Consider the following 18,288-nt stretch of genomic DNA (forward strand, 5'->3'; position numbering starts at 1 on the left):
ATGCCCAGTTGGATTCAAACCGTCGTGCAAACCCTCGCCCTGTTCCGCAAAGAATTGCTGACCCTGGTGAAAGATCCGTCCAGTCGGGCGCTGCTGGTGATGCCGGCCATTTTGCAATCGCTGCTGTTCGGCTACGGCGCAACGTACGATCTCACCAACGTGCCGTACGCCGTGCTCGACCAAAGCCACGGCGAAGCCTCGACCGAATTGCTGGCAAGCCTCGACGGCACTGGCGTGTTTCACCGCATCGCAACGCTGACCTCAAGCGACCAGATTGCCGGCGTCATCGACAGCGGCGACGCCTTGCTGGCGTTGTCCATTCCAGCCAATTTCGATGCGCTGTTGGCGTCGCATCAGAGCGCGCCGTTGCAGGTCATATTGGACGGCCGCAATTCGTCCACGGCGGCTCTGGCGTCGGCTTACGTCACTGCGCTGGTGTCGGAATACAACGCCGGTCTGGGCCAGACATCGCCGCTGACCATTGAACGCCGCGCCTGGTTCAACCCCAATCTGGCGTCGCGCTGGAACATCATGCCGGCGCTGATTGCCTCGTTAAGCATGATCCAAACCTTACTACTGGCGGCGCTGTCGGTAGCGCGCGAACGCGAACAGGGCACCTTCGATCAACTCCTGGTCACGCCGTTAACGCCGCTGCAAATTCTGATCGGCAAAGCGCTGCCATCGATTTTGGCGGGCATGGTGCAATCGACCGTCATTCTGCTGATCATCCTGTTCTGGTTTCAGATTCCGATGAACGGCTCGTTCTGGTTGCTGTATCTGGGTTTGCTCAGCTTCACCACAGCGGCAGTGGGCATCGGCCTATCGATCTCGGCGCTGTCGCTGACCATGCAACAAGCCATGCTCTACACCTTCATGCTGGTGATGCCGCTGACGTTGCTCTCGGGATTGCTGACGCCGATCCGCAACATGCCCGAGGTGTTGCAGATTGCCACCTACGTCAACCCATTGCGTTTTGGTATCGATCTGGTGCGGCGCGTCTACCTTGAAGGCGCGACCTTCAGCGAGGTGGCGTTCAACTTTGTGCCCTTGCTCAGCATCGCGGCGGTCACCCTGCCGATGGCCGCCTGGCTGTTCCGGCACCGGTTATCCTGAGCTGGGCGGCAATGTCCCAGCCTCACAATGCGCGCTGTTACCCGCTACACTATCGCCGCACTCTCAAATTCAGTGATGTATGACGCCTGACAGTCAAGATTTCTGGTTCCTGCCACTCGGCGGCAGCGGTGAAATCGGCATGAACCTGAACCTCTATGGACACGACGACGCCTGGCTGATGGTCGATTGCGGCGTCACCTTCGCCGATTGGAACAACACCACCGACCCGCACGTACAAATGCCCGACCCGGCCTTCATCGCCGAACGCGCCGAACACCTCGCCGGCATCGTCATCACCCACGCCCACGAAGACCACATTGGCGCCATTCCGTACTTGTGGCGCCGTTTGCGCGCACCGATTTACACCACCGCCTTCACCGCTCAAATCCTGCAACGCAAATTGATGGAGGTGAACCTGGCCGGCAAGGTGCCGGTGCACGTGGTCAAACCCGGCGAGCGCCGGCAGATCGGCCCGTTCAACGTTGAATGGCTGAGCATCACCCACTCCATTCCCGAACCGCAGGCGCTGATGATTCGCACCCCCGTCGGCAGCGTGTTTCACACCGCCGACTGGAAACTCGACCCGGCCCCAGTGGTCGGCCCAGCCTTCAACGCCGAACCCTATCAACGCCTGGCATTGGAAGAACCCGACGCCATGGTGTGCGATTCCACCAACGCCTTGGTCGATGGTCATTCCACCTCGGAAGCAGCGTTGTACGAAGGTTTGAAGCAGATCGTCGACAACGCCCAGGGCCGCGTCGTCGTCAGTTGTTTTGCCAGCAATGTGGCGCGCTTGAAAACACTGATGAAGATCGCCGACGACAGCGGCCGGCAAGTTGGGTTACTGGGCCGATCGCTGCACAACATGGTGTCGGCAGCGCGCGCCAGCGGTTACTGGTCGAACATGCCCAAGTTCATCGACAGTTTCGATCTGGGCTATTTCCCCCGCCAGAATTTTCTTGCCATCGCCACCGGCAGCCAGGGCGAACCGCGCGCGGCCTTGCACAAACTGGCGCGCGATAACCACCCGGAACTCACGCTCGATGCCGGCGACACGGTGGTGTTCAGTTCACGCATCATTCCCGGCAATGAAAAGCCGGTCGAAGCCTTAATCGCTTTATTGAAACAGCGCGATATTCAGGTCATCACCGCCGACGAATTCGCCCTGCCCATTCACGCCTCCGGCCACCCGGCGCGCGACGAACTGGCGCAGATGTACCGCTGGGTGCAACCCAAACTGGCAATACCCGTACACGGCGAAACCGAGCACATGGTGGCCAACGCCCGCATCGCACGCGACGCGGGTGTGAAGCAACAACTGACCGGAGAAAACGGCGATCTGTTTTTCATCGCCCCGGTCAAAGGCGTGCGCCGCCAGGCCGTCGCCACCGGGCGTCTGGGTTGGGACCGAGACGCCCTGATTCCGGTCAAACCAACGGTGGCCGAAACCGACTGATCGCATCGTCCGCCGTCAAGCCACCGGCTTAGCCCGCAACATCGCCCAACGGATATTCATCTGGCTGATCAGAATGCCGCCCAGAATCAACACCGTGGCGACCACATGCGGCCATTCGATAACTTCGCCCCAGAACAGCACGCCGCCCAGAATGCCAAACACCACCACCAGCAAATTGATCGGCGCCAGCAGACTGATCGAGTAACGCACGATCATCTTGTTCCAGAACCAATAGCCCAGCAGCGTGGTCGGGTAAGCCTGAAACAGTGCTGAAAACCAGGCACCGGCCGTCATCTGTTGCGGCAGGTGCAGCACGACCTCGGGGCCATAAATCACCACCGCCAAGACCAGCAGCGGCACCGGCGCAAACAACATCGACCAGACATTGAACGCAAACACCGAACGCGTGCCCGACAACTTGACGATGAGGTTGTTCACCGTCCAGAACGTCGAGGCCGCCAACACCAGCACCAGGCCCAATGGCGTCACCATGCCGTCGTCGAAATAGATGATCACCGCCAAGCCCAGCAGCGCCGTGGCACTGCCAATCAACTTGGCCGCCGTGATGGTCTCTTTCAGCACCAGCCAACCGAGCAGCAAGGCGCTGACCACGCTCATATCGAGCAGCAAAGACGTCATGCCCAGGCTGTTGCCGGCGTGCACCGCCAGCGTGGTCAACCCCCAAACACCGACACCGAACGACAGCCCGTACATCACCAGATAGCGCCATTGCACTGCCGGGCGCGGAATGAAAAAAATCACCGGGAACACCGCAAAGCTGAAGCGCAACGCCGTCAACACCAAGGGGTTCACGCTGTTCACCCCCAGTTTGATGATGCTGAAATTAAAGCCCCACAGTGCCATCAACAGCACCAACAACACCGCATCCAAACGTTTCATTTGAATTGATCTCGACCGTGAATGAAGACAGACGCAGTGTCGTTGTGAGCCAAAAAAGAATACAGATTCAATTATCGACAAAAATGTGAGTACAATTTTGTGCAAGCTAACCGCTGATGGAGTTCCGCATGGCGCTGTATCTGAACCTGGCGCAGCGATTGATCGACGACATTCAGGCCCAACGCCTGCCAGAAGGTTCGCGCCTGCCCGCCTTGCGCACGCTCGCCAAACAGCAAGCGGTGAGCATGACCACCGCCACCAAGGCCTACGACTATTTGCAGGAAAGCGGCTGGATTTATTCCCGCCCGCAGTCGGGCTACTTCGTCTCCAACCGGGCGCAGATTGTTGAATTCCCGACGCTCTCGAACCAGACGCTGGAACGTCGCGACCCGCGCCGCAACGCGCCACAACTGGGCTACAACCGACCCAGCGAAGGCTTTGCGCCGCTGGGCATAGCGGTGTTGTCGCCCGAGTTGCTACCAGCGGTGCCATTGCAACGCACACTAAAACGCGTCACCCAACGCAACGCCCAAAGCCTGTTGCAGTATTCCGATTTCAGCGGCACGACTTCCGTTCGCAACGCCATCGCCCAGCACTTTCGCGACCAACACTTTCCGGTTCACGCCTACGACTTGATTGTCACCCACTGCTGCATGAGCGCAGTCCGGCTGGCGGTGGAAACTCTCACCCAACCCGGCGACACCCTGGCGGTCAGTTCGCCCTGCTTTAACGGCTTACTGGATTTGCTCAGCACGCTGTCGCGCAACATCATCGAAATCCCGCTCACGCACCAGGGCCTGGATCTGGACGCGCTGGAAACCTGCATGAAAGAAGGCCGCATCCGCGCTGCGTTATTGAGCACCAACCACATCAACCCGCTTGGCATTACGCTGCCCAACGAACAAAAACAGGCACTGGCGGAGCTGGCAAACCAGTATCAAATTCCGATCATCGAAGACGACATTTATCAGGATCTAGGTTTTCAAAAACACAACCCGATGCCGGCGAAATATTGGGATAAACACGGCTGGATTTTATGGTGCAGTTCGATCTCGAAAACGCTGTCGCCGGGGATGCGATTGGGCTGGTGCTTACCCGGTCGCTTTTACCAGCAATGCGCCGAATTTCACGGCCGTACCAACCTGGGCACCAGCACGCTTATTCAGGCCTGTGTGGCAGAGTTTTTTGCCACCGGCGACTACCGCCAGCACTTACAAACGCTGCGACCAAAACTGCAACAACAACTCGGCCAGTACCAACAGTTTCTGCAACAGCAGCTACCGAGCGAAGCCCGTTGCAGCCAGCCCGGCGGTGGCCTGGTGCTGTGGTTGCACGTACCAGGATTGGACACCGATGCGTTGCAGCGCGAAGCGTTAAAAGACGGTATCGATATCCGCAGCGGCCGTTGCTTCACCACCCACAACAGCTACCAGGATTGCCTGCGCATCAACGCCGGTTGGGCGCTGTTCGACGCCGACCAACAACCGACGCAAACACACCAACAACTGACTCAACTGTGTGAATTAATTCGGCATAAAGTTGCACCAAAAACAGACACGGGTTGAATAAAAACCCGCGATCAATACCGGCCGTATTATTCCTCGTCCGACAACGCCCGGCCTTCCAGTTTTACCAAAAATGCACGAATCGAATCGCTGACGTTTTCTTTCTGATTGCTGCGACCGTTAAACAACACAATGCGCGCTTTACCATCGGTCGTAATCGTCTGCTGCCGCTCACTGAACACCGCGTATTCGTGCACAAAACCATGTTCCTGAATACTCAACGTACGGGCACCAACAAAGATGCGATCCGGATACGTCAGCGGCCGCCGGTAACGACACTCCGTGTGCCCAACCACCGGCCCGACGCCATTCGTTTTCATCTCATCAAACACCGGCGTGCGTTCGAAATACGCAATGCGGGCGTTTTCGAAGTAGCGGAAATAAACGACGTTGTTGACGTGGTTAAAAGCGTCCATATCACCCCATTGAACGGGTAGTTCGATGATGACGGGGTAGGTGTTTTTGAAGTCTTCCAGCATTTTGGCGTCCATTTGCAACCGTTAATCCGAAGCTTACCGAAACCGGCTCGCACCCTACATATTTAAAGAAAAACCCTCTTCCGCCCAAAATCAGACGCCATTCACTCTTTAAGGTGTCAATTTTTTGGCGTTTTCATATAATCCGCTCACGCCAACCTGTGGGACGACCAGGGAATAGCGGCCCATACCCACAGCCGGCGAATACCGGGAGTTCGACCTCAACCCGGCCTGAACATCATACGGATTGTGAAGAGGATCTTATGAAGCACCTTACCTTACCCCTTACCTTACCTTTAGCGGCATTACTGATGACGGCCGGGTGCACACCCGGCGACAGTGGCGGGTCCAACCCTGAAACCGGAGCCAAAATGACGCTCGAAGGACGCGTCGCCGATGGCTACCTGGTGGGCGCACTGGTTTGTCTGGACCTGAACAACAACGCCAATTGTGACGACAACGAACCCGATACAATCACCCTCGCCGGCGGGCATTACCGCCTGGAAGACATCACCAGACAGCAATATGAACAAGGCCAATTGCTGGTTGAAGTTTCCGTCAACGCTCAGGATGAAGACGACAACAGCTTCGTAACCCGGCCCTATAAATTAACCACACCCAAAGGCCATGAAGCCTTTGTATCCCCCATCACAACGCTGATTGCCCGAACCCTGCAACTCGACCCGAACCTGAGTGAGGCAGCGGCGCTTGAACGATACGCGCTGGCATTTGGTCAGGAAAACCCGGAAAACCTGCTCGAGGATTTTGTATCCAACAGCGAACAAGGTGACCCATCCGCCGAAAAACTGCACCGCATCGCCCAACTGGTTGCCGACGTAATGGGCGAAACCAAATTCAATCTGGAAGGTAATCTTCAAGCCGCCGGGGGAGATGCAGTACAGCAGGCAAACGCTGTTGAGTTAACGCTCACACGGGCCATCACCAGAAATACGGAAGAGAGCAATAACTTACGAAAACTGGTGCTGGCAGCATTAGAAAATGACGCCACTCAGCAACAGCTTTTGATCAATGATCTCCGCTCAACACTGGAGGCCGATGCGTCTGTTGAACAGACCCAAATACAACTGAACCAACTGGCCTCCGATAACCTGACACCCGCTGAGATCACCACACTGTTCCGACAGGGTTTTGGTGAACTGACGATCTTCCCAGCCAGCTGGTGCGAAGCTAACTCCAGCGTAGTGTGCTTTGAAACCTGGGAAGTCAGCACACCCGACAACAGCAATGCGCTCAGCGTATTGGAAACTTTTTATGAATTTGATCAAAACGGTAATCTCACCACTACTGAGGACGATGACGACTACGTGGATGACTATGAAGATGTCATCTGGTTGCTGGATAACAACGACCAATTTGAGCGAGTGGAATACAGTGGCATCTGGCGCAAAAGCACCATCAATGAAGACGGCTCCTACAGCAGCCATACCGTTTACCTGAAGGAAATTCCGTCGACAGATCCAGCCAGCTGGACCCTGGCTAACATCCAACCCTTTGCCGAAAAAATCGATACGTTAACGATACCCGTATCAATTCGGGAGAAGAGTGTTGCCGGCGAAACACTGGTTGATATTCTGGACCGAATGTCAGCCGATGAAAGCGGAATACTGGAATCGGCAGCCACACCGTTCAACGCCAACCTGACCTTTCCTGACGATTCCGTTGGCTACTGGGTTCAGTTCACACAGACCGACAGTCAAACTCTGATAAGCCCTTACGATGATGTCATGGTACTCCCTGACAATAACGAATGTGATGACGTCACCTGCGATGTCACGTTTTCAGCGTTGGATGATCTGTTTACCCTGAACAATACCAATCTTGGTATTGAAGGCTGGGGTTACTTAAACAATGCAGACGACCTTTACATTTATCAGATCAAGTTCAATCCGTCTGAGGCGGGTCAATCCAGTGGAACCGCTGCGTTAATTCGGTGGTATTACGAAGACTATGAGCCGGTAAAAGACGTCAATTTCGCAGGCCAACTCAAATGGCAGCGCCATGCCGATTGGCATGGCAAAGAAGCGATTGTCATTGATCGCTTGCAGGCCTACGAGTACGGAATGGATGCGATTGCATTGGTCGATGTCGGCGATGCCGTTGACGAGCCGGTATTGTGGGCTGTAATCGACGAAGCGACCGACTATGACAATGACTACCTGCTCAATGGCGTCGCTCTGAAAACATTGACTGAGCAGCTGACATCCTACTTCAGCACAGAACCGGCTAACTAAACGCTCATTAACCAGGGGCAGGATCGGAGTTATCAATGCGCCTCGTGCTCATTTGACTCCGATCCTCCATTGTATTGCTCACCCTGCTCTGATTGATCGGCCACACTGAATCGCTGTTGCCGATCTGCAAGGCCAAAGCGGTAATCGGACGCCAGCCAGGCGGCATCAAGCCACGCCGTTGGCCACCCAGTCAGTAAAACCTTTTTGTGCCGCGCAGCGACGAAAATAAGCGTCGATATGGGCGAACCGGCCAATTTGACCGATGGACTCGTACCAGCGATTCACCGACAGTGCCAATGCGATGTCGCAGACCCGAAATTGCGCGCCAGTCACAAAGTCTTTATCAGCCAATTGATCATTCAGCAGCGCTACCTTGTCATTCCAGTTACGGACCGATTGTTCAATCAAATCAGCGTTCTGAAAATCGGGGTTATTTCGAACCCTGGCCTGGAACGCATACACCCAAGCGCTGTTAAATTCCGCGAGCTGCCAATCCAACCATTGATCAATCAGCGATCGCACAGTCGGTGTTGATGGGTACAGATCACTGTCTGGAAACCGTCTCGCCAGATACCGCAGAATGGCGTTCGATTCCCACAGGCTAAAATCACCATCCGTTAATACGGGCACCAGGCGGTTAGGGTTCAATGTCGCCAATGTTTGTACATCTGGCTGTTCGATGTGCTGAAACGGACACTCCAGGATGTCCAGACACCAGAGAATTTTCCGGACATTAATGGACGTGCTTCTTCCCAATAGAGTCATCATATCGAGGCCTCGCTGAAGAGTTTTATAAACGCCAGTGTTCGTATCAATCCCGGCCCATGGTTTCAGTTAATTGTGACAACACCGTTCAACGTGGAATCCACGCTCCAATAGCGATACGCTGCGATTTAGCTACATTCAAATTGAATATTCACTCATACGTCGTCGCAGGTCTGTCATTGAAACCTATTGTTGTGTCTCTTTTATTCGTTATGAGTGCCCTCAGTGCCTGTACCAGCAGCACGACCGAATGGGCAGAAAATACACCCGGCAATCTCCCTGACCAGTATCGAATCTGCGTCCTCGGTGACGCAGGCACTGGCAAAGCCGAGCAATATCAAGTCAAAGATGCGTTGTTGCACGAAGGTTGCGACGAACTGCGCATGGTGGGTGACGTGATTTACGAGAATGGCATTACCTCAGCCGACGACCCACAACTGTACGATAAGTTTCTAACTCCCTATGCAGACCTGCTCAGTGATCGGCCGTTCTATATTGCAATGGGAAATCACGATCACAAAGCCGACGATACTGCCTGGATCGACGTCGCTCAAACCCACGAAAATGTAATTTTCCCCAGCCAATATTATGCGACACGTCGCGGCGACCTGTGCTTTATCACCCTAGATACAGAAGCCAGCTACCTCGCTCAAGTCCGATGGGTGCACAACTTGGAACCCGCCATGTCTGACTGTGCATTGCGCATTGCTTTTGGTCACCACCCCTATTTCAGCTCCGGTCATCACGGGGACGCCAATCCGGGCATGAAGCTCTTCCTGCGCACCACAGTAATGGGGGATACGGACCTCTATATTGCCGGTCACGATCATCAACTCAGCGACGAAGGCCAACTGGAAAATACCCGCTTATTAATCAGTGGCGCCGCGGGGAAACTCAGAAACCTGAAAGAAGTGCCCCGGGTTTGGGGTGTATCGCAACTGGGCTATTTGGTGCTGATTGTGCACCGCGATCCGGACTTACTGGAGTATCAGTTCAAGACGGTAGAGGAAGATGGACTGGCATCCATAGCCTTCCACGACACGATGGATTTCCAACGCTGATTCCCAGGCATCAACGACGTGGGGACACAGAAGCACCACAGCGTTCCAGCAGGTGTTCCCACGCTCTTACCTGCTGCCTGATGGTTGCCCGATACTGTTGATGAAATTCTTCAAGCAGAAATATGTACGACGCCATTGGATCACTATTCAGCGCCGATACCGACTGCATCATTGCCAAACTGTCATACCCCGCCAAAAACCGCCGATCCACCTCCCCCAGCCAGGGCTGCACCTCGCCGACAAAGACATTCACCATCACATTTCGGGCGTAATCGAATTCCTTCATTGCCGGTCCCATCGGGCACAGGCGTTGGTCGGCGGCGGCGTCCTGCAACATTGTTTCGGCTTGCTGCAAATACTGAACGGCCAGACGCATTGATTGCAGACTGTGGCCGCCCATCGGGTATTGGGTGGTGAGCTGCATGGTGGTCAGCCAGTCGTCGAGTTCACTGTCGTGCGGGTTCGCCACCAGTGCGGCCAACGCCTGTTGGTTGGCGGCGTAGCCGTTGGCGTCGATGTTGTCGTGCGGGGCGATGGCTGTGCTGCCGTTGGTCCAATAGCCGGTGTAGTCGGGGTTGGCGAGGGTGGCGTTCCATAAATGTTGGTTGAAAGTGGCGCGTTTTTGCGCGAGGGCGGCTTCCAGTTCGGTGCGCAATTCAGCGTCGAGTTCGATGTCGGAATTCAGACAGGTCGGTAAAAAGTCGAGCAGGCGGCGTTCGTAATCGAGGCGAATCAACGGGTCGGCCAGTTTGCCGAGAATGGAGTTGCGCTCACCGATCAGTACGAAGACTTCGCAACCGCGCAGAGCCCAGGCGTCGAGCAAATCGAGTCGGATGTCCGGCGGGTATTGCAGTATCGCTCGCGGCTGGGGGTAAGCCGGCAGGCTGAGCGGCTGCAACGGTGGGCGTTCGGCGTCCAGTACGCGGGCGACCCGGCTGACGTAGTCATCCAGCAGCGATTCGGCACTGCGCTCACAGCCGACCAATGCCATCGTCAGTATCAACACTGTTGCAATACGAAACAGACGTTGCAACATCGCTAAACGTTCCTGCCAGATTGCCAAATAAACTTCTTATATTTCAGTCGGTTAACGATTGGCACGCTCCTTGTTATAGCGCTCACCAACTGAGACCTGCGGTTGCCCGCGGCTCGCCTATGCTAACCAAGGCGAACCGATGCGACGACTGCAACACAACCGAGGCGTTGTCCATGACATCGACATCCTTAACCGCCCGTCTGCGCCCTTACATTCCGGCGCTGGACTGGATTCCCAATTACCAACGAAGTTGGCTGCGCGGCGACATTGTGGCCGGCATCACCACCGCCACCTTGCTGGTGCCGCAGGCGATGTCGTATGCCCTGCTCGGCGGTTTGCCGCCGTACATCGGCCTTTATGCTTCGGTGCTGCCGATGATCGTTTACGCCTTTTTCGGCACCTCGCGGCAGTTGGCCGTCGGGCCGGTGGCGTTGGTCGCCTTGCTGGTTGCCAGCGGCATTGGGCTGATGGCGCCGATGGGTTCCGAACGCTATGTCGAGCTGACCATTTTGCTGTCGCTGCTGGTCGGTCTGGTGTATCTGGGCATGGGCGTGTTCCGGTTGGGTTTTCTGACCAACTTTTTGTCGCATCCAGTGATTTCCGGTTTCACCAGCGCGGCGGCGTTGATTATTGCCGTCAGCCAGCTGTCGAATCTGTTCGGCTTGTCGTTGCCGCGCAGTGAAAACATCGCTGAGATTCTGCTCGAAGCGTCGCAGCAGTGGACGCACACGCACCTGCCAACGCTGGCCATTGGCGCGCTCAGCCTGGTGTTGTTGATCGGGCTGAAGCGGCTGAACCGGGCCTTACCGGCGGCAATGATCACCGTAGCGGTGACCACTGTAGCGGTCTGGGCGCTGAAGCTGGACCAGGCCGGTGTGGCGGTTGTCGGCAATGTGCCGGCGGGTCTTCCGGCTTTCGGTGCCCCGACCTTCAGCATTGGCGATGCGCTGGAATTGTTGCCGATGGCGATTGCCATCGCCCTGATCGGCTTTATGGAAAGCATCGCCGTGGCGCGTAAATACGCCGCCGAGCGCCGCTATGAGATCAACCCGAACCAGGAGCTGATTGGCCTGGGCCTGGCGAATCTGGTCGGTTCGTTTTCCCGCGCTATGCCGGTTGCCGGCGGCTTTGGTCGCACGGCGGTCAACGCCAATGCGGGCGCCAACACCGGGCTGGCGCCGTTGATCACCGCCAGCCTGATCGCGCTGTCGCTCGCCTTTTTGACGCCGTTGTTTTACTTCCTGCCTAAGGCAGCACTCGCGGCGGTAATCATGGTGGCCGTGGCCGGCCTGATTGATCTGCACGAGGTCAAACATCTGTGGAAGGTCAAACGCAGCGACCTGGGTTTGTTGCTGTTCACCTTTGCCGCCACGCTTGCTCTGGGCGCCAAAGATGGCCTGTTCCTGGCGGTCGGCGCGTCCATGCTGTGGTTTGTGATCAAAACAACCCGGCCGCATTACGCCGTGCTCGGCAAACTGCCGGGCACTCAGTCGTACCGCAACATTGAGCGCCACCCGGACGCCCAAACCGAACCCGGCGTGCTGGCGATTCGCTTTGACGCCCAGTTCTACTACGGCAACGTCAGCTTCCTGAAAGACACCATCCGCCGCGCCGAGCAGCGTCTGAACTGGCCGTTGCAAGCCGTGGTGCTGGACGCCTGTTCGATCAACCAACTCGACAGTTCGGCCGACACGGCGCTGCACGATTTATTGCACGATTATCGCCAGCGCGGCATCGATCTGTTCATCGCCCACATCAAAGGCCCGGTTAAGGATGTGATGGACCGTTCCGGCTTCAGCGCCGCCCTGGGTGAGGATCACTTTTTCCTCGACACCGAACCGGCCATGGCCGCCGCCCGCGCCTGGGTGCATCGCGATGAAACGGGCGTTGCAACACCTTGCAACATGATCATCGATTCCGAACCGAAAACGCCCGAAAAATCAGCTGGTTAATCGTTGGCACAACATTTGATTAGAGTTTGCTAATATTGGCTGAGGCCAGACCAGCAACGACTTGCCCACGTGGAGGCAACCATGAGCATCCAAATCGAAACCTTTTACGACGAGGCCACCAACACCCTCACTTATGTGGTGTTCGACCCGGCCTCGAAAGACGCCGTCGTCATCGACCCGGTGCTGGACTACAACCCAATCGGCAGCATCGTCTCCGACCGGAGTTACCAGCAGGTCGTCGATTTCGGTAAACAGAACAACCTGACCTTTCACTTTGTGCTGGAAACGCACGCCCACGCCGACCACCTGAGCGCCAGCCAGTTGTTCCGCGATGAATTCCCCGATCTGCAAGTGGCGATCAGCGAACGCATCCGTCAGGTGCAACAGGTGTTCAAAGGCGTCTATAACCTGCCGGACGCTTTTGTCACCGACGGCCAGCAATTCGACCGTTTGCTGAAAGATTTCGAAACCTTCTCGGCCGGTACGCTGACCATCAAAGCCCTGCCGACACCGGGACACACACCGGCGTGCCTGAGCTATTTGATTGAAGACGCCGTCTTCACCGGCGATGCGCTGTTTATGCCCGACTACGGTACTGGCCGTTGCGATTTCCCGGCTGGCGATGCGCGCACGCTGTATCAAGGCATCCAGGAAAATCTGTACAGCCTGCCGGATGAGACGCGCGTTTTTACCGGCCACGACTATCAGCCGAACGGCCGTGCGGTGCGCTGGGAATCAACCATTGGCGAGGAAAAAGCCAGCAACATTCAGTTGAAAGGCAACACCAGCGCCGACGAGTTCGTTAAATTCCGCGAGGAACGCGACGCCAAACTGGCCGCGCCGAAGCTGATTTATCAGAGCATTCTGGTGAACATCGAAGCCGGCCATTTGCCGCAACAGGAAAGCAACGGCAAGCGGTATCTGAAAATCCCGCTGAACATTCGCGCCGACCGCGTGCATTGATCAGCCAGGCGACCGAGCAATCGGTCGCCACACCCCACTTGAAGAGGCGGCCATTGGCCGCATTATTTTGCGCAATTAATTTAGCAAATGCTAAATTAGGGTTTATTAACTTAGGTTTGGAATCGATGGAAATCATTAACTTCACGCCCCTGTCCGCTCTGGCGGGCGGCGCCCTGATCGGCCTGTCGGCCGCTTTTTTGATGTGGTCGCAAGGCCGAGTGGCTGGCATTTCCGGCATCGTCGGTGGCCTGGTGCAACCGGTGCGTGGCGATCTTGATTGGCGCTGGCTGTTTGTGATCGGTCTTGTACTCGGCGGCGTACTGTACCGGGTGCTCGGCATTGGCCCCGGCGTTGAGCACATTCAGCCGGTGGTCAGTCAGGGCGTTCTGGTTTTGGCCGGTTTGTTGGTCGGCATTGGTGCCACCATCGGCGCCGGTTGCACCAGCGGCCACGGCATTTGCGGGTTGGCGCGGCGCAGCCCGCGTTCGCTGGTTGCCACGCTCAGCTTTATGGGCACGGCCTTTGTCACTGTCTTTGTAGTGCGTCACCTGATGGGAGTAGCCGCATGATTCAGACCTTGCGTTTAGCGGCGGCGTTGGCGGCCGGCATGGTGTTCGGCCTGGGCCTGTCGGTGGCTCAGATGATCGACCCGGCCAAGATCATCAACTTTCTCAATGTGTTCGGTCAGTGGGATCCGTCGCTGGCGTTCGTGATGGGCGGCGGCCTGGTGGTTAACGCCATTCTGACGCCGTTGATCTTCAAACGGGCGCATCCGCTGTGGGCCGACTATTTCCGCCTGCCGGCCAAAACCGAGATCGACCGCCGCATTGTGTTGGGCGGCATCATTTTCGGCATCGGCTGGGGTCTGGCGGGGTACTGCCCCGGCCCGATGATCACCTCGCTCAGCTTCGCCGACAGCAGCATTGTGACCATCATCGTCGCTTATCTGATCGGTACCTGGCTCACCAAGCAGGCGCTGGCGCGCATCGACCGGCGCACGACGCAACTCGCCCGCGCCTGATCCACACCGGCTTTGCTCCGATTGACCCGGCCTCGGCCGGGTTCTTTTTTATCGGCGATTAATGCCAGAGGCCGCGATTGATTTCGCGCTGCACTTCGTCCGGACGCAACCCCAGGTCGCGGTACATATAGGCCGGTAATTGCGACAGGCGGCGGCGCGTCTTCAAGGTTCGCCGGCGGATGCGCCACGCGTCGGCCAGTTCGGCCATGCCTTGTTTGAGGTGCCCGATGGCCGCGTCGATAAACCGGCTCAGCCCGGTGCTGTTGGCGTTGAGTTGGGTGCTCATGATGTCCTCCTGTACAACTCGATGTCACCGGGACTATGCTAGCCGCACCATCTGAACCGATACAGATTCAGAATTCATGTATCTCAATAGATACAGATTGAGAAGAGCGCCAACTGTTATGGTGCTTTTTCCATTCAACTGTTCTGGTGCTTAGCGTGGAAAACCATCTTTATGAGCAATTGGCGGCGCAGTTAGCCGACCAGATTCGCAACGGTGCCATCGCCATTGGCGAGCGTCTGCCGTCCATTCGTCAGCTTGCCAAACGCGAAGGTGTGAGCATTGCGACGGTGATGTCGGCGCTGAGTCAGCTGGAACAACAAGGCTGGGTGGAAGCGCGGCCCAAGTCGGGTTATTACGCCATTCGCCAGGCGCAGCCAACGTTGGATATGCCGACCATCATGCGTTCGGCGTCGCGTCCGGTTGTCGCTACCACCTCGCAGTTGGTGATGGATGTCCAGCGCAATGGTTTTCGCTCCGACGCCATCAATTTCAGCCGCGCCACCCCGGCCTTTGATTTTCCCATCGCCAAGCATTTGCAGCAGACCTACAGCCGGCTGGCGCGCACCGGCAAACACCTGGGCGTTGGCTATTCCGAACCGGAAGGCGCGTTCGAGCTGCGCCAGCAAATTGCCCGACATGCGGTCGATGCCGGCGTGGCTGCCTCGCCCGACAGCATCGTCACCACCATCGGCAGCCTCAACGCCATGGGTCTGTGTTTGCAGGCGTTAACTCAGCCGGGCGATTTGGTGGCCGTGGAATCGCCTTGTTATTACGGCATTTTGCAGTTGATTGAATCGTGTGGGCTGCGCGCCATCGAAATCCCGGTGCACCCGGAAACCGGCATGAGTCTGGAAGCGTTGAAGCTGGCGATGGAGCAATGGCCGATTGCCGCCGTTCTGTCGGTATCGAGTTTCTCCAATCCGCTCGGTTGCAGCATTCCCGACGACCGCAAACGCGCGCTGGTGGCGTTGCTCGAACAATACGAAGTGCCGTTGATCGAAGACGACATCTACGGCGATCTGTATTTCGGCGAACGCCGCACGCACGCAATCAAAGCCTTCGACACTCAAGGCTGGGTGCTGCTGTGTTCGTCGCTGTCGAAAACCATCGATCCGCAATTGCGGGTGGGCTGGGTGTTGGCGGGGCGTTATTTCGAAGAGGTGTTGTATCGCAAGTTCGTCAATCTGGTGGCGGCGCCGTTGTTACCGCAACTGGTCTGCGCCGACATTCTCGGCCACGGCATTTACGAGCGACACTTACGGTTGGCGCGCGAAACCTATCGGCAACGCTGTGAACGTCTGGTCGATCTGGCAACGGAATCCTTCCCGTCGGTGACCAAAATCTCCCGGCCGCAAGGCGGCATTGGCGCCTGGTTTGAACTGCCCAAGGCGATCAACACCACCGAGTTGTATCACTACGCCAAAGACCGCGATGTGCTGATTGCGCCGGGCGAAATGTTTTCCATCAACAAACAGTTTCGCCACTGTTTCCGCATCAGCTACGCCCACCGTTGGACGCCGGAACGCGAAGACGCCATCCGCCGCCTGGGCGGTTGGGTGTCTGACCGCGTTAACGCCAACAGCCCGGCGACGGCGCTGTAAGCCGGTTGAAATATCGCTATTTGCTGACCGCCAGATACGTGCCGGCGGCCATCATGATGCCGCCCGCCGACCGGTTCAGCCGACGAATGGCCTTGGGCGTTTTCAACACCCGGGCAGCGCGGGCGGCGCTGACGGCAATCAGCATCAAACCCAGCGACAACGCCAGCGCTGTCAACACACAGACCAATACCAGATCCGCCGACGACAGCGCACTGAGGTCCACAAAGGTCGGCAAAAAGGCGATGTAAAACAGAATCACCTTGGGGTTGGACGCCGAAATCAAAAAGCCCTGTAAAAAGCCGGACCAGGCGCCGCCGGCGGCTTGATCGACCGCCAGCGGATCGGTCTCACTGACGGTAGCGCGGAACATTTTTACGCCCAGATAAATCAAATACGCCGCGCCCAGATAACGAATCAGCGTGAACAGGCCAGCCCAGTTTTCGGCAATCGCCGCCAGGCCGTAGGTCGCCAACATCAAATACACCAAATCGCTCACCACCATGCCCAGCGCCAGCAGCACGCATGCCTTAGCGCCTCGGGTCAGCGCCCGCGCCAGAATGGCAAACACACCCGGGCCGGGCGTAATGCTGAATAAAAACAGGGCCAGAAAAAACGTAAACGCGCTGTGCAGACTCATGGCGGCACCTCCGAAAAAGGACGCGCCATTGTAGCGTCGCGAAGCGCCCGGTGCCGAGCGTGGCGGTGCAAATAATCCATAACCATCAATGACTTTCAGGCGACTGCGCCCGGTCGGTCGGCTGTGTTTTAATGCCCTAGATGTCTCGGCCAACAAGGATGCCCGAATGCCCTCCAGACTCCGCCCCGATCCTTCCGACGCCCCCATGGCCCGTTCGCTGCTGACGGTCGCCGCCGTCATCATCATTCTGGCCGGCATGCGAGTCGCCCAGCCGATTCTGGTGCCCTGCCTGCTCGCATTATTTCTGGCCGTGGTCACCGCCCCGGCCGTGCGCTGGCTGGTGAACTGGAAGGTGCCCGTATCGGTTGCCATCGGCCTGGTGGTGGCCTTGGTGTTTGGCGCGCTCTATGTGATTGGCAGCCTGGTGGCGACCTCGGCGGACGATTTTTTCCAACGCCTGCCGGAGTATGAAGAAAGCCTCGAAGACGGCCTGGACTACATGCGCGAACGCCTGCCCTGGCTGGCTGGCGATCTGCGTTCCAGCTTGCAGTCGCTGGCGCCGCCGGACAGCTTTATCGGCTTTGCCGGTCGTTTGTTTTCCGGCGTCGGCAGCATTCTGCTGGCGTTGGCACTGACCGTCTTTATCCTGATTTTCATGCTCAACGAAGCGCAAAGCCTGCCGGAAAAAGTCCGCCGCGCTTTGGGCGACAGTTTCGATATGGCGTTCGCCCGTCGCTTCAGCCGGTCGGTACAACGCTATCTGGTGATCAAGTGCCTGGTCAGCGCCATCACCGGCTTGGCGGTCTGGGCATTGATCAAACTGATGGGCGTCGATTACCCCATTCTCTGGGGCACCTTCGCCTTTGTGATGAACTTCATTCCCAACATCGGTTCGTTGATTGCAGCGGTGCCGCCCATGTTTCTGGCGACCGTGCAACTTGGCCTGCCCGGCTTGCTGATCAGCGGCCTGGGCTTTGGTGCCATCAACGCAGTGATTGGTAATTTGCTGGAGCCGAGGCTGATGGGGCGTTCGCTCGATCTGTCGACGCTGGTGGTGTTTATCTCGCTGGTGTTCTGGGGCTGGTTGCTCGGTCCGGTCGGCGCTTTGCTCGCCGTACCGCTGACCGTGGTGGTTAAAATCGGCCTGGAAATTTACCCGAAAAGCCGCTGGCTGGCCGTCTTGCTGAGCCAGTAGCGGCGAATT

17 protein-coding genes are annotated in these 18,288 nt (G+C 57.2%); 11 read left to right on the forward strand and 6 right to left on the reverse strand.

From position 1 onward, the window contains the following. Both DW349_RS12310 and DW349_RS12315 read left to right on the forward strand, forming a co-directional pair. Positions 1–1,113, forward strand: coding sequence for an ABC transporter permease (locus DW349_RS12310; RefSeq protein ID WP_108125038.1), 1,113 nt, complete (start codon positions 1–3; stop codon positions 1,111–1,113). Between the two features lie 79 nt (positions 1,114–1,192). Continuing rightward, the gene (locus DW349_RS12315; protein ID WP_108125037.1) at positions 1,193–2,569 is read left to right on the forward strand and encodes a ribonuclease J; all 1,377 of its coding nucleotides are present in this window, start codon (positions 1,193–1,195) and stop codon (positions 2,567–2,569) included. Between the two features lie 15 nt (positions 2,570–2,584). Here the strand turns inward: DW349_RS12315 and DW349_RS12320 are convergent, their stop codons facing one another. Next, positions 2,585–3,469 (reverse strand): EamA family transporter, encoded by an 885-nt coding sequence (locus DW349_RS12320; protein ID WP_108125036.1) that lies wholly within the window; start codon positions 3,467–3,469, stop codon positions 2,585–2,587. A gap of 128 nt (positions 3,470–3,597) precedes the next feature. Here DW349_RS12320 and DW349_RS12325 point away from each other — a divergent pair, with 128 nt between their 5' ends. Further along, the gene (locus DW349_RS12325) at positions 3,598–5,034 is read left to right on the forward strand and encodes an aminotransferase-like domain-containing protein (RefSeq protein ID WP_108125035.1); all 1,437 of its coding nucleotides are present in this window, start codon (positions 3,598–3,600) and stop codon (positions 5,032–5,034) included. 29 nt (positions 5,035–5,063) lie between these two features. Here the strand turns inward: DW349_RS12325 and DW349_RS12330 are convergent, their stop codons facing one another. Beyond that, complete coding sequence (locus DW349_RS12330) at positions 5,064–5,525, reverse strand: acyl-CoA thioesterase (protein ID WP_108125034.1); 462 nt, start codon at positions 5,523–5,525, stop codon at positions 5,064–5,066. Positions 5,526–5,773: 248 nt separating this feature from the next. Here DW349_RS12330 and DW349_RS12335 point away from each other — a divergent pair, with 248 nt between their 5' ends. Next, positions 5,774–7,762, forward strand: a complete 1,989-nt coding sequence (locus DW349_RS12335; protein WP_157954307.1) for a hypothetical protein — start codon at positions 5,774–5,776, stop codon at positions 7,760–7,762. A gap of 165 nt (positions 7,763–7,927) precedes the next feature. Here DW349_RS12335 and DW349_RS12340 read toward each other — a convergent pair whose 3' ends face one another. Continuing rightward, complete coding sequence (locus DW349_RS12340; protein WP_108125032.1) at positions 7,928–8,530, reverse strand: glutathione S-transferase family protein; 603 nt, start codon at positions 8,528–8,530, stop codon at positions 7,928–7,930. A gap of 176 nt (positions 8,531–8,706) precedes the next feature. Here DW349_RS12340 and DW349_RS12345 point away from each other — a divergent pair, with 176 nt between their 5' ends. Beyond that, entirely contained in the window at positions 8,707–9,588 is an 882-nt protein-coding gene (locus DW349_RS12345; RefSeq protein ID WP_157954306.1) for a metallophosphoesterase, read from the forward strand. A gap of 10 nt (positions 9,589–9,598) precedes the next feature. Here DW349_RS12345 and DW349_RS12350 read toward each other — a convergent pair whose 3' ends face one another. Further along, positions 9,599–10,624, reverse strand: coding sequence for a DUF3080 family protein (locus DW349_RS12350; RefSeq protein WP_108125030.1), 1,026 nt, complete (start codon positions 10,622–10,624; stop codon positions 9,599–9,601). A gap of 173 nt (positions 10,625–10,797) precedes the next feature. On the opposite strand from DW349_RS12350, the gene DW349_RS12355 reads away from it, so the two are divergent. The 4 genes from DW349_RS12355 (at position 10,798) to DW349_RS12370 (ending at position 14,560) form a co-directional block, all read left to right on the forward strand. After that, positions 10,798–12,576 (forward strand): SulP family inorganic anion transporter, encoded by a 1,779-nt coding sequence (locus DW349_RS12355; RefSeq protein WP_108125029.1) that lies wholly within the window; start codon positions 10,798–10,800, stop codon positions 12,574–12,576. A gap of 81 nt (positions 12,577–12,657) precedes the next feature. Beyond that, positions 12,658–13,539, forward strand: coding sequence for an MBL fold metallo-hydrolase (locus tag DW349_RS12360; RefSeq protein WP_108125028.1), 882 nt, complete (start codon positions 12,658–12,660; stop codon positions 13,537–13,539). Positions 13,540–13,664: 125 nt separating this feature from the next. Beyond that, positions 13,665–14,108 carry a YeeE/YedE family protein gene (locus DW349_RS12365; RefSeq protein ID WP_108125027.1) on the forward strand — a complete coding sequence of 148 codons (444 nt, stop codon included), beginning with the start codon at positions 13,665–13,667 and terminating at the stop codon, positions 14,106–14,108. Then, the gene (locus tag DW349_RS12370) at positions 14,105–14,560 is read left to right on the forward strand and encodes a DUF6691 family protein (protein ID WP_198650452.1); all 456 of its coding nucleotides are present in this window, start codon (positions 14,105–14,107) and stop codon (positions 14,558–14,560) included. Before DW349_RS12365 ends, DW349_RS12370 begins: the two co-directional genes overlap by 4 nt. A gap of 58 nt (positions 14,561–14,618) precedes the next feature. On the opposite strand, the gene DW349_RS12375 is transcribed toward DW349_RS12370, so the two are convergent. Continuing rightward, positions 14,619–14,846 (reverse strand): YjiS-like domain-containing protein, encoded by a 228-nt coding sequence (locus tag DW349_RS12375; protein ID WP_198650451.1) that lies wholly within the window; start codon positions 14,844–14,846, stop codon positions 14,619–14,621. A gap of 155 nt (positions 14,847–15,001) precedes the next feature. On the opposite strand from DW349_RS12375, the gene DW349_RS12380 reads away from it, so the two are divergent. Next, complete coding sequence (locus tag DW349_RS12380; RefSeq protein ID WP_108125026.1) at positions 15,002–16,447, forward strand: aminotransferase-like domain-containing protein; 1,446 nt, start codon at positions 15,002–15,004, stop codon at positions 16,445–16,447. A gap of 16 nt (positions 16,448–16,463) precedes the next feature. On the opposite strand, the gene DW349_RS12385 is transcribed toward DW349_RS12380, so the two are convergent. Continuing rightward, complete coding sequence (locus DW349_RS12385; RefSeq protein ID WP_108125025.1) at positions 16,464–17,084, reverse strand: LysE family translocator; 621 nt, start codon at positions 17,082–17,084, stop codon at positions 16,464–16,466. 166 nt (positions 17,085–17,250) lie between these two features. On the opposite strand from DW349_RS12385, the gene DW349_RS12390 reads away from it, so the two are divergent. Further along, positions 17,251–18,279: an AI-2E family transporter gene (locus tag DW349_RS12390; protein WP_157954305.1), complete on the forward strand. Its 1,029-nt coding sequence runs from the start codon at positions 17,251–17,253 to the stop codon at positions 18,277–18,279. Positions 18,280–18,288: the final 9 nt, after the last annotated feature.

The sequence above is a fragment of the Saccharospirillum mangrovi genome, from assembly GCF_003367315.1.
In the GTDB taxonomy this organism is placed as follows: Bacteria; Pseudomonadota; Gammaproteobacteria; order Pseudomonadales; family Natronospirillaceae; genus Saccharospirillum; species Saccharospirillum mangrovi.